The organism is Vibrio cionasavignyae, from assembly GCF_050337155.1.
In the GTDB taxonomy this organism is placed as follows: domain Bacteria; phylum Pseudomonadota; class Gammaproteobacteria; order Enterobacterales; family Vibrionaceae; genus Vibrio; species Vibrio nomapromontoriensis.
In genome coordinates, this window is sequence record NZ_JAKJSR010000015.1 from 25,335 (window position 1) to 37,776 (window position 12,442).

Annotated in this window: 11 protein-coding genes and 1 tRNA gene; 9 read left to right on the forward strand and 3 right to left on the reverse strand. The window is 46.2% G+C overall.

Annotation, left to right across the window (positions count from 1 at the left end):
- Positions 1-2: 2 nt before the first annotated feature.
- The 3 genes from L4D74_RS11695 to uvrB all read right to left on the reverse strand — a co-directional run bounded on the left by L4D74_RS11695 (position 3) and on the right by uvrB (position 3,902).
- Complete coding sequence (locus L4D74_RS11695; protein WP_428752285.1) at positions 3-350, reverse strand: Hpt domain-containing protein; 348 nt, start codon at positions 348-350, stop codon at positions 3-5.
- Positions 347-1,747, reverse strand: coding sequence for a quorum-sensing sigma-54 dependent transcriptional regulator LuxO (gene luxO / locus L4D74_RS11700; protein WP_428752286.1), 1,401 nt, complete (start codon positions 1,745-1,747; stop codon positions 347-349). Before luxO ends, L4D74_RS11695 begins: the two co-directional genes overlap by 4 nt.
- A gap of 124 nt (positions 1,748-1,871) precedes the next feature.
- On the reverse strand, positions 1,872-3,902 hold the full coding sequence (gene uvrB / locus L4D74_RS11705; RefSeq protein WP_428752415.1) for an excinuclease ABC subunit UvrB: 2,031 nt from the start codon (positions 3,900-3,902) through the stop codon (positions 1,872-1,874).
- A gap of 487 nt (positions 3,903-4,389) precedes the next feature.
- Between uvrB and L4D74_RS11710 the strand changes: the two genes are divergently transcribed.
- From L4D74_RS11710 to gloA, 9 genes are all read left to right on the forward strand, one after another.
- A tRNA-Asn gene (locus L4D74_RS11710) sits at positions 4,390-4,465 on the forward strand.
- Positions 4,466-4,777: 312 nt separating this feature from the next.
- Positions 4,778-5,359, forward strand: coding sequence for an electron transport complex subunit RsxA (gene rsxA, locus L4D74_RS11715; protein ID WP_250616967.1), 582 nt, complete (start codon positions 4,778-4,780; stop codon positions 5,357-5,359).
- Positions 5,359-5,940, forward strand: coding sequence for an electron transport complex subunit RsxB (gene rsxB, locus L4D74_RS11720; protein WP_428752287.1), 582 nt, complete (start codon positions 5,359-5,361; stop codon positions 5,938-5,940). Before rsxA ends, rsxB begins: the two co-directional genes overlap by 1 nt.
- Before the next feature lie 7 nt (positions 5,941-5,947).
- Positions 5,948-8,707, forward strand: coding sequence for an electron transport complex subunit RsxC (gene rsxC / locus L4D74_RS11725; RefSeq protein WP_428752288.1), 2,760 nt, complete (start codon positions 5,948-5,950; stop codon positions 8,705-8,707).
- Positions 8,707-9,753: an electron transport complex subunit RsxD gene (rsxD, locus tag L4D74_RS11730; RefSeq protein WP_428752289.1), complete on the forward strand. Its 1,047-nt coding sequence runs from the start codon at positions 8,707-8,709 to the stop codon at positions 9,751-9,753. The genes rsxC and rsxD overlap by 1 nt, the downstream gene beginning before the upstream one ends.
- Before the next feature lie 5 nt (positions 9,754-9,758).
- Entirely contained in the window at positions 9,759-10,391 is a 633-nt protein-coding gene (gene rsxG / locus L4D74_RS11735) for an electron transport complex subunit RsxG (RefSeq protein WP_428752416.1), read from the forward strand.
- Positions 10,388-11,077: an electron transport complex subunit E gene (locus L4D74_RS11740; RefSeq protein ID WP_250616963.1), complete on the forward strand. Its 690-nt coding sequence runs from the start codon at positions 10,388-10,390 to the stop codon at positions 11,075-11,077. Before rsxG ends, L4D74_RS11740 begins: the two co-directional genes overlap by 4 nt.
- A gap of 148 nt (positions 11,078-11,225) precedes the next feature.
- Positions 11,226-11,861 (forward strand): endonuclease III, encoded by a 636-nt coding sequence (gene nth, locus L4D74_RS11745; protein WP_265675251.1) that lies wholly within the window; start codon positions 11,226-11,228, stop codon positions 11,859-11,861.
- A 74-nt stretch (positions 11,862-11,935) separates the two neighbouring features.
- Positions 11,936-12,352, forward strand: coding sequence for a lactoylglutathione lyase (gloA, locus tag L4D74_RS11750; protein ID WP_428752290.1), 417 nt, complete (start codon positions 11,936-11,938; stop codon positions 12,350-12,352).
- Positions 12,353-12,442: the final 90 nt, after the last annotated feature.

Here is a 12,442-nt window from a genome sequence, read left to right on the forward strand (position 1 = left end):
ATTCAATCCAAACCATTCAAGAATTCAGTATATTGTCCATGCGTTGCGTGTAAGTGAGTAAGCATCGCATCAATACGGCTTTGGTCGTTCTGCAACACATGTTCTTTTGCATCACTATCGACAGCAAGCGCAAAATCACATAACGCCTCAGCACCAAAACTGGCCGCACTACTTTTTAACGCATGGGAGATTTCTTTCATGCACGCCACTTTGTCACTCAGCGTCCCTGTTGTTAACTGATCTTGATAGGTCACGAGCTCCCCGGTAAAAATACCAAGCAAAATAGGCAGATTATCCATTCCAATCTCAGAACCTAATTTTTTCACTTTATCGTGATTCATATAATTCATGTATTTTTCTCACTGGCATTCCATGCTTGGATTTTTCTATAAATGGTGGATGGGCTAACACTTAAATAGCCCGCTGCAATAGGGATATTTCCGTCACAGGCTTCGATAGCTTGTTCAATGATCGCTCGCTCACTTTGATGAAGTGGGACAATGTCTTGCGGTCGAAAGGCCATATTAGCGACCGGCTCAATGGTCACCACTTTCGCTTCAACGGGAATATTGAGTGGTGGAGGTAGCATGTCCAATAAAATCTCTTTGCCTTGATTAAGCACCACCACGTTGCGCAGAACATTTTGCAACTGCCTCACGTTGCCTGGCCATTCATATTGAATAAACCGATCAATAACATCAGGAGAAAAACGAACAAAGCTCTTACCTTCCTCGTGCGACATGAAACCAAGCAATGAGTACGCGATTTCAATGACATCTTCACCCCGCTCTCGAAGCGGCGGCAAATGCAGCGGTATCACATATAATCTGTAATACAGATCTTCACGAAAACGCCCTTCTTCCACTTCCCTCCACGGATCTCGGTTAGTCGCAGATACAAAGCGGACGTCGACTTTTTTCATTCGCGACGATCCTACTTTTTGAAAGGTTCCGGTTTGAATAAAACGCAGTAATTTGGTCTGCAGTTCTAAATCCATTTCACACAGCTCATCGAGAAATAACGTGCCCCCATCGGCAAGCTCCGCTGCGCCTTGGCGATCGGTGGCCGCCCCGGTAAACGCGCCTTTAACGTGACCAAATAGCTCACTTTCAATCAGGTCTTTAGGGATGGCCGCACAGTTAATCGCAATAAAAGGTTTATCACCACGTCGACTCGCTGCATGGATCGCTTCCGCGCATACTTCTTTGCCGGTGCCACTTTCACCGGTGATGAAAATGCTGGCTTTACTGGTCGCTGCCGAATCGATTGTACGATACACCGCCTGCATTGTCTGACTACTACCAATGAACCCTTGATAGCTTGGGCTACCCGTTTCATTAAGTTCATTGCGCATTTTTGACGCTTTACGAATCGCGTTATTCACCGTGACACGTAGCCGGTCAGCTTCACAAGGTTTAATTAAAAAGTCTTGCGCACCATGTTGCATTGCATCTACAGCTATATCGATAGAGCCATGTGCCGTCATGAAAATAACTGGCACATTAGGGTTCACTTCGCGAACAGCATCAAGAACATCCATTCCAGTCATATCCGGTAGACGCAAATCGAGCAATATTAAATCTGGAGTGCGGTGAGCAAGGCTCTGGATCGCATCTCGCCCATTACCAACGATGTTAATGTCAATACCGAGCGGTGTCAGGTATGAGCGATAAAGCGCGGCAACGGAAGCGGTATCTTCTACCATTAATAGATACCGAGATTTTGGCTCACTAATAATCTGCTGCATAATTCCTAACTACTATCATGATAAACGAATGCAAACTGAGCATAACGTCTAAGGCTAATTCTAATCTATGGCCAACACTTCTATGACCAATATTTGAGCACACTAACAAAGATGGCGAGTTTTGTTAACTGTTAGCAATAAAATGTGCTCTAAGCTTTTCTATTTCATCACGTTTTTGGGCGGCTTGCTCAAATTCAAGGTTCTGAGCATGGCGATACATCTCCCCTTCAAGTGTGAGGATCTGTTTCTCAATGTCTTGAGAAGACATTGCAACATAAGTTTGAGATGGCTCCGCTACTTTTGATAATGGTACTTGCTTAGACGGTTGCTTATTACGGGCTTTCGTCGCGCTGCCCAGCTCCATAATATCCTTAACATTTCTTTTCAATGCCATTGGGACCAATCCATTAAGCTCATTGTAAGCGTGCTGTTTTTCACGACGTCGGCTAGTTTCGCCCATCGCTTTTTCCATCGATTTAGTGATCTTATCCGCGTACAAAATAGCGCGACCTTCTAAGTGCCTCGCGGCACGACCTATCGTCTGGATTAACGAGCGTTCAGAGCGAAGGAAACCTTCTTTATCGGCGTCTAAAATGGCAACCAGCGAAACTTCAGGCATATCAAGACCTTCTCGTAACAAGTTGATCCCGACAAGGACATCAAACACACCTAAACGAAGATCGCGGATTATCTCTACTCGCTCAACGGTATCAATATCAGAGTGCAAATAACGAACACGTACGCCATGTTCGCTCAGATATTCTGTTAAATCCTCTGCCATACGCTTCGTCAACGTCGTCACCAACACACGCTCGTCTTTTGCCGCTCGCTTCTTGGCTTCCGATAGCAAGTCATCCACTTGAGTCGCGACTGGTCTCACTTCAAGCTCTGGGTCTAACAAGCCAGTAGGGCGGACAACTTGATCCGCCACCGCACCCACTGATTTTTCCATTTCATAATTACCAGGCGTGGCAGAAACATAAATCGTTTGCGGTGCCAGCATCTCAAATTCATCAAATTTCATCGGACGATTATCCAGTGCCGATGGTAAACGAAAACCATATTCCACTAACGTTTCTTTACGAGAACGGTCGCCTTTATACATCGCCCCGATTTGTGGAACTGTCACGTGGGATTCGTCGATAATGAGTAAACCGTCAGCAGGTAAATAATCAAATAGCGTCGGGGGCGGCTCACCCTCACTACGACCACTCAAATAACGTGAGTAGTTTTCGATGCCCGAGCAAAAGCCTAATTCATTCATCATCTCAAGATCGAACTGAGTGCGCTGAGAAATTCGTTGCTCTTCGAGTAATTTATTATTTTCGGTTAAGTAAGCCTGGCGAGACTTTAGCTCTACTTTTATCTCTTCGATCGCTTCAAGAATACGTTCTCTTGGCGTTACGTAGTGAGTTTTAGGGTAAATGGTATAGCGGGCAAGGTCACGTTGAACGACAACCCCCGTTAACGGGTCAAAGAGACTAATACAGTCGATTTCATCATCAAACATCTCAATCCGGACAGCTTCTTGATCGGATTCGGCAGGAAATACATCAATGACTTCACCTCTAACTCGGAACTGACCACGTTCAAACGCAACATCATTACGTGAGTACTGAAGCTCAGCCAAACGGCGGATAATATCTCGCTGATCCAGCACATCTCCTCGAGTCACGTGTAGCATCATTTTTAAATACGACTGCGGATCACCCAGACCATAAATCGCAGAAACAGACGCAACAATAATGGCATCTTTGCGTTCGAGTAATGCTTTGGTTGCAGACAAACGCATCTGCTCAATATGGGCGTTAACGGAAGAGTCCTTTTCAATAAAGGTATCCGTCGTTGGCACATACGCTTCTGGTTGATAATAATCGTAGTAAGAAACAAAGTACTCTACAGCGTTATTCGGGAAAAAAGCCTTCATCTCTCCGTACAACTGCGCAGCTAGTGTTTTATTTGGAGCAAGAATGATAGCAGGGCGCTGTGCCGTTGCGACTACGTTTGCCAAGGTAAAAGTCTTACCCGAACCCGTGACCCCTAGCAAGGTTTGGTGCGCGAGACCAGAATCAAGACCTTCTAGCAACTGCTCAATAGCAGCGGGTTGATCGCCTGAGGGCTGATAATCTGAAACTAATTCGAAGTGTTTTGCCATGATACCGAGTCCTTTGTTTATCCCGCTCATATTGTCGCCGTTACTCCGCTACTTTTGCAACTCTTTGCTCGCTTTTCTCCGCGAGTTTAGGTATATTAATCGCCCTCCTACTCCAAGCTGCCACGTGTTGATCGTAAATTTCATCCACGGCTTGTCCCCAAATTTTTAGAACACTCTCAATTATGAGAATAACTCAACTCTCTAAATTATTTAAAAAACCCAGAAAAACACAATAAAATCAATAACTTTACAAACATCCCCTGCAAGTTATTCACACTCCTTATTTTCATTTATGTCAGTTAATAACTTTTGTACCGGGCAATTAACACCTTTATCCACAATTTTGGTGGATAACTAAAAACACCTCATATCTGATAAGGCATCCAAGAAAGTAAAGATATTTCTAAGAATATTTTGTTTTTATTTTTTTGAAAAAACCATTGACTCAAAACCTCGCTATCGCTAATATTCGCCGCGCTAAAGCAATTCCCCCTTAGTTCAGTAGGTAGAACGGCGGACTGTTAATCCGTATGTCGCAAGTTCAAGTCTTGCAGGGGGAGCCAAATTCGAAAAGCCGCATCATCTGATGCGGCTTTTTTCGTTCTAGATGTCATCAATTCTAAAGTCTTTGACACTGGCCATCACACCCAAAGTGGACAAACTCTCGTAAGACGAATCAATATCTCTAAGCGCTAACCATTTCAGATAGAACCCAGACTGTTCACAAGAAGCGAACAATATTGACCAGAAGTCCGACAAATTTGCTAGAAACCAATAAATTTACGACAAACCAATAAAACCTTATGTTTCATTGGTTGTTATTAGCCACACAAAGCACGATAATAACCAGATCGGAGCTCTTTACACTTACTATTATGACCGAATATTTCCTATTGCTTGTGGGCACAGTCCTCGTCAATAACTTTGTACTGGTAAAATTTCTTGGCTTATGCCCTTTCATGGGTGTATCAAAAAAATTAGAAACCGCAATCGGCATGGGGTTGGCGACGACGTTCGTCCTTACCTTGGCCTCAGTGTGTGCGTACCTTGTTGAAACTTATATTCTCATTCCTCTTGGTATTCAGTACCTAAGAACCATGAGTTTTATCCTAGTTATTGCCGTTGTTGTGCAATTTACTGAAATGGTCGTTCACAAAACCAGTCCTACCTTGTATCGCCTTCTGGGTATTTTCCTGCCACTTATTACGACCAACTGTGCCGTACTAGGTGTTGCATTGCTCAACATTAATGAAAATCATAATTTCATGGAGTCCATAATTTATGGTTTTGGTGCGGCTGTCGGTTTTTCATTGGTGTTAATTCTATTTGCTTCTATGCGTGAACGTATCACGGCTGCTGATGTGCCAGCTCCGTTTAAAGGTGCGTCCATTGCAATGATCACAGCAGGGCTAATGTCTCTTGCCTTTATGGGCTTTACTGGCTTGGTGAAACTGTAATGAGCGCGATAATTATTGCAGTAACGGCGATTGTCGTCCTCGCCGCCTTTTTTGGCGCAATACTTGGCTTCGCCTCCATTAAATTCAAAGTGGAAGCCGATCCTATTGTCGAACAAATTGATGCTATTTTGCCGCAAACGCAATGTGGTCAATGTGGCTACCCAGGATGTAAACCTTACGCGGAAGCTATCGCAAATGGCGATGCTATCAATAAGTGCCCTCCTGGCGGTCAAGCTACCATTGAGAAGCTCGCCGATTTAATGGGCGTTGAAGTCGAAAGCTCCGCCCATGATGATGAGAAATCGCTGAAAAAAGTCGCGTTTATCCATGAAGATATGTGTATTGGCTGCACCAAATGCATTCAAGCCTGTCCGGTTGACGCCATTGTTGGCGGCACTAAAGCATTACATACCGTAATAAAGGATGAATGTACTGGATGTGATCTGTGTGTTGCGCCTTGCCCAACCGATTGTATTGAAATGATTCCAGTCCAGGCCACCGTTGATACTTGGAAATGGCAATTAAATACCATTCCGGTGGTTAATATTACCGATTCAAACACTCAGCCAAATAAGCAGTAGGTAGGGTATGTTGTCACTTATTGAACAAATTCAATCTGGCTCATTATGGGATTTCCCAGGTGGAGTCCATCCAGCTGAAAATAAAAAGCAGTCCAACAAGAAAGCTATCTCTCGCGCTTCAATTCCTGCTGAGTTGGTGATCCCTATTAAGCAACACATCGGTAAACCCGGAGATTTGCTAGTTGAAGTGGGCAGTCTGGTATTAAAAGGCCAACCACTGAGTGAAGTGAACGCGGCGTTTATGCTACCAGTTCACGCACCGACATCCGGTCAAGTCATAGCGATTGAGCCAAGAACGGTCGCTCACCCTTCCGGACTGACTGATTTATGCATCATCATTAAACCTGATGGCGAAGATAAGTGGATCGAGCGAGAGCCTGTAAACGACTATCACTTATCGCAACCTGAGCAACTTATTGAAACACTTCGTCAAGCGGGTATCTCAGGGATGGGTGGAGCAGGCTTTCCCACCGCCAAGAAAATTCAAGCAGGTTTACAAAGAACAGACATCCTGATCTTAAACGCTGCTGAGTGTGAGCCTTATATCACCGCCGATGACCGACTCATGCAAGACTACGCTGACGATGTCATTGAAGGAATCCGAGTCCTCAAGCATATTTTACAGCCGAAACTGACCATTATTGGCATTGAAGATAACAAACCTGACGCTATTAAAGCCTTGGAAGTTGCCGCAAAAGATGACGATATCGTCATTCGTGTGATCCCAACAAAATACCCATCCGGTGGCGAAAAACAGTTAATTAAAATACTGACTAACCTAGAGGTTCCAGTTGGTGGTATACCGGCAGATATTGGCCTTTTAGTGCAAAATATTGGCTCCGCGTACGCGATTAAGCGTGCTATTTGCAATGCAGAGCCTCTCTTAGAGCGTGTGGTCACTCTAACCGGAAAAGCCTTTAAACAACCGCAAAATGTCTGGGCGAGAATCGGTACCCCGGTGCAATCACTGCTCGATGAGTTTGGTTATAAAGCGGACAAAAAAGCCCCCCGTTTAATTATGGGTGGCCCCATGATGGGATTCACTCTTCCGCACGCAAATGTGCCGATTACCAAAACGTCTAACTGTATCTTGGCGCCAACCTCTCGTGAGATTGACCCACGCCAAGATGAGATGGCATGTATACGTTGTAGCCAATGCGCAGAAGCCTGCCCTGCCTCGTTGTTACCGCAGCAACTTCAATGGTACGCAAAATCACAAGAATTCGATAAATGTGAAGAACTAAACCTCAAAGACTGTATAGAGTGCGGAGCCTGCGCTTTTGTCTGCCCAAGTGAAATCCCACTGGTTCAGTACTATCGCCAAGCAAAAGCTGAGATCCGAACTCGGACAAAAGAAGCCGAAGCAGCAGAGCGCGCAAGAGTGCGGTTTGAAGAGCGAAAAGCGCGCTTGGAACGAGATAAGGCTGAACGAGAAAACCGCTTTAAAAAAGCCGCCGATGATCGTCGTAAACAGATGGCGACCTCAAATGGTGATGATGCCGTTGCCGCGGCAATTGCAAGAGTGAAAGCACAAAAAGCTGAACCTAAAAACGACGAAGTAAAACCTGCCGTAGCGGCGGCAATCGCTCGTGCTAAAGCCAAGCAAGCAGCGGCAAAAGCCTCCGATTCCGCAGAGCCCGATAACAGTGAGATGGCGAAGTTAAGGGAAGAGCGTAAACGCCTCGCTCGAGAGCGAAAAGCAAGCCAATCTGCTGCAGATAATGCCGCTCAATCCGATGATAAAAAATCAGCGGTTGCCGACGCTATTGCCCGTGCAAAAGCCCGTAAGGCACAACAAGCATCTGAAGCAGAAGTAACACTATCGCAATCAGAACAAACCATCGACTCAGACCCGAAAAAAGCCGCTGTATCTGCTGCAATTGCTCGTGCGAAGGCGCGTAAAGCGCAGCAAACGGATAAGCCTGCGCAACCTGCCACGCCAAGCGAGGCTCAGCCAGACTCAGACGACGCAGCATCGCTCAGCAGTGACCCGAAAAAAGCCGCGGTTGCGGCGGCAATTGCCCGCGCGAAAGCACGCAAAGCGAAGCAAGTAGATAAGCCTGCGCAACCTGTCACGCCAAGCGAGGCTCAGCCAGATTCAGACGATGTAACATCGGCTAGCAGTGACCCGAAAAAAGCTGCGGTTGCTGCGGCAATTGCCCGAGCAAAAGCGCGTAAAGGACAGCAAGCAGAAAAGCCTGCGCAACCTGCCACGCCAAGCGAGATTCAGCCAGATTCAGACGATGTAGCATCGGCTAGCAGTGACCCGAAAAAAGCTGCGGTTGCTGCGGCAATTGCCCGTGCAAAAGCGCGTAAAGCACAGCAAGCAGAAAAGCCTGCGCAACCTGTCGCGCCAAGCGAGGCCCAGCCAGATTCAGACGACGCAGCATCGGTCAGCAGCGACCCGAAAAAAGCGGCTGTTGCGGCAGCAATTGCCCGTGCAAAGGCACGCAAAGCGCAGCAAGCAGAAAAGCCTGCGCAACCTGTCACGCCAAGCGAGACTCAGCCAGATTCAGACGATGCAGCATCGGCTAGCAGTGACCCGAAAAAAGCCGCGGTTGCGGCGGCAATTGCCCGTGCAAAGGCACGCAAAGCGCAGCAAGCAGAAAAGCCTGCGCAACCTGTCACGCCAAGCGAGACTCAGCCAGATTCAGACGATGCAGCATCGGCTAGCAGTGACCCGAAAAAAGCCGCAGTTGCGGCGGCAATTGCCCGTGCAAAGGCACGTAAGATTAAAAATGAACAACAAGATAAGGAGAACAACTAGTGGCGTTCTTTATTGCTAGCTCTCCGCATGCGCACAATCGCAAGCGTACCCCCGATCTCATGAAAGGCGTGGCACTGTGTGCACTACCGGGCTTACTCACCCAAAGCTACTTCTTTGGCTGGGGCACCATTATCCAGCTGTGTTTGGCTCTTGTCATTGGCTTAGCGCTTGAAGCGTTGGTGATGCTGCTTCGCAAACGCTCTCCAAAACGGGCGCTTAGCGATTATAGCGCGCTAGTTACTGCGTGGTTATTAGCGATAGCTATCCCGCCAATGTCGCCATGGTGGGTGGTTGTCATCGGTTTAATTTTTGCGATTATTATCGCTAAACATCTTTACGGCGGACTGGGGCAAAACCCATTTAACCCCGCGATGGTCGCGTATGTCGTGCTCCTTATTTCATTCCCTGTAGAAATGACCAGCTGGATTACCCCACTCTCTCTGAGCGGTGAGTCAATCACGTTCCAAGATACGTTTTCGCTGATCTTTACCGGCTTTGACGTAGATGGCTACTCGTTACAGCAAATTAGAACTGGAATTGATGGCATTACGATGGCGACGCCACTGGATGCATTAAAAACAGGCTTTAAAAACAGTTACACTGCCACAGAAATTTTTCAGCAACCGATCTTCTCCGGTTTAGCGGGTATCGGCTGGGAGTGGGTAAACTTGGCGTATTTAGCCGGCGGACTGGTGCTGCTTAAACTACGCATTATTCAGTGGCATATCCCTGTTGCCTTCCTCGGTGCGTTGGTGATAATCAGTGGTTTATTTGCTCTGGTCTTCCCTGGCGAATCCGCCTCACCATTGCTACACCTATTATCCGGTGCAACAATGTTGGGGGCATTTTTCATTGCTACTGACCCGGTATCAGCATCGACAACGGTTAAAGGCAGATTAATATTCGGCGCTTTTATAGGGGTTATGGTCTTTGTCATACGTACCTGGGGTGGGTTTCCAGATGGCGTCGCTTTCGCGGTACTTCTTGCCAACATGTGCGTACCACTTATTGATTACTACACTAAACCTAGAACTTACGGACATTAATGGCTATGTTAAATTCGATTCGTAAAAATGGGCTTATACTTGCAATCTTCGCTTGCGCCTCGACTGGTGTGGTCGCGTTGACTCAATATCTCACAAAAGATCAAATTCTCGCGCAAGAACGAGCTCAATTGCAGGCAACGTTAAATGAGGTTATTCCACATGACCTACACGATAACGAACTCTATGCCTCTTGTACGCTAGTGCGTGATCCCTTACTTGGTAGTGACGCTGCTCAGCCACTTTATATCGCGACCAAAGCGGGCGTACCTACCGCAATGGCAATCGAAAGTGTCGCGCCGGATGGTTACAATGGTGCAATTCGTATTATTGTTGGTATTGATACTGACGGGATCATTTTAGGTTCTCGAGTCTTGGCGCACCAAGAAACCCCTGGGCTTGGTGATAAAATCGATTTAAGGATCACCGATTGGATATTGGGCTTCGCTGGAAAGCAAGTCACCCAAGACAATGAGTCCGAGTGGGCAGTGCGTAAAGATGGTGGGCAATTTGACTCCTTCACTGGTGCGACGATTACGCCACGAGCCGTGGTCAAAGCGATAAAAAACACCGTTAGTTTTGTCAATGCCAACCAAGCTAATCTATTAAAGCAGCCACTAAACTGTGGAGATGAATCATGAGTACGTCAAAACAACTCGCAAAAAACGGCTTGTGGGATAACAACCCGGCTTTAGTTCAGCTGCTAGGACTATGCCCCCTATTAGCAGTCTCTTCGACCATAACCAATGCGCTTGGTTTAGGGCTGGCCACTCTTGCGGTATTAGTCGGCTCTAACGTCACCGTCTCGCTCATACGCGATTATGTGCCAAAAGAAGTTAGAATCCCGGTTTTTGTCATGATTATTGCGGCGCTCGTAACCTGTGTACAGCTACTCATGAATGCCTACGCGTATGGATTGTACTTGTCACTTGGTATCTTCATCCCATTGATCGTGACCAACTGCATCATCATTGGACGCGCCGAAGCTTTTGCTTCGAAAAATGAAGTTCTGCCAGCCGCGCTCGACGGTTTATGGATGGGGCTCGGCATGACTGCGGTTCTGGTTGTTTTAGGCGCAATGCGCGAAATCATAGGTAACGGTACCTTGTTTGATGGTGCAGACTTACTTCTGGGTGACTGGGCGTTAGCGCTTAGAATTCAACTGTTCCAGTTTGATAGCCAATTCTTGCTCGCCCTGCTGCCACCGGGAGCGTTCATTGGCGTTGGTTTTCTTATTGCCCTTAAAAACGTCATCGATCGTAAAATAGCAATGCGTCAACCAACACAAGAAAAGCCAACGATTGAGCGAGCAAGAGTCACCAACTAATCACGCCTAATAATGCCCCAATTTTTGGGGCATTATTGTAAAGACTATAGATATAATTCAGCGTATATGTATGATTCAAAACATATGCATGATTCAAAATATGTATGGCACAGAGCGTTTATTCACCGGAAGAAAAAGTTAGCAAGTCATGAATAATATAAAAAGAAGAGAAATCCTAGAAAGGCTTCGAGAGAATAACCCTAAACCTGAAACAGAGCTCAACTGGAGTAGTCCATTTGAGTTATTGATCGCAGTACTGCTGTCAGCGCAAGCCACCGACGTCAGTGTAAATAAAGCGACAGATAAGCTCTACCCTATCGCTAACACACCAGAAGCGATCTTGGCTTTAGGTGTTGATGGAGTAAAAGAGTACATAAAGACGATTGGCTTATTTAATTCAAAAGCAGAAAACGTCATTAAAACCTGCCGCATATTGATTGAGCAGCATGGCAGCGTGGTTCCTGAGAACCGAGAAGCCTTAGAGGCGCTACCGGGTGTAGGGCGTAAAACCGCAAACGTCGTACTCAACACCGCTTTCGGCTGGCCCACTATCGCCGTTGATACTCATATTTACCGCGTTTCAAATCGCACTAAGTTAGCAATGGGTAAAACCGTTGATGACGTCGAGACCAAACTATTAAAAGTCGTACCGAAAGAATTCAAACTAGATGTTCACCACTGGTTAATTCTACACGGTCGCTATACCTGTGTAGCTCGAAAGCCTCGCTGTGGCAGCTGCATCATCGAAGACTTATGTGAATTTAAAGACAAAACCGACGTATAGACCAAACGATGCGACAAATCATCGTGTTTACATAAACAAGTATTGGCTATACAAAGACAATTAAGGAGCAATGCATGTCAAACGGTCGTATTTTACATACCATGCTACGCGTAGGAGATCTGGATAAATCGATTTCTTTCTATAGCGATGTGATTGGAATGAACCTACTGCGTAAAAATGAAAATACCGAGTATAAATACACACTCGCATTTTTAGGTTTTGGTGATGAGTCTGAAGGTTCCGTTATTGAGCTCACCTATAACTGGGGTGTGACTGAGTATGAACTAGGCTCTGCTTATGGACACATTGCCATTGGTGTTGATGATATCTACTCAACGTGTGATGCGATTAAAGCGGCAGGTGGCAATGTGACTCGTGAGCCGGGACCTGTTAAAGGTGGCACAACTCAGATCGCATTTGTAAAAGATCCTGATGGCTACATGATTGAGCTTATTCAAAACAAGCAGGCAACTGCTGGTCTAGAAGGATAAAAGACCACTTTGGTCGTCTTACGATATAAATTCGCGACCACGTAATTATGCACCTATAGTTTAGTCAACACATTAACGTAAAGGATGGCT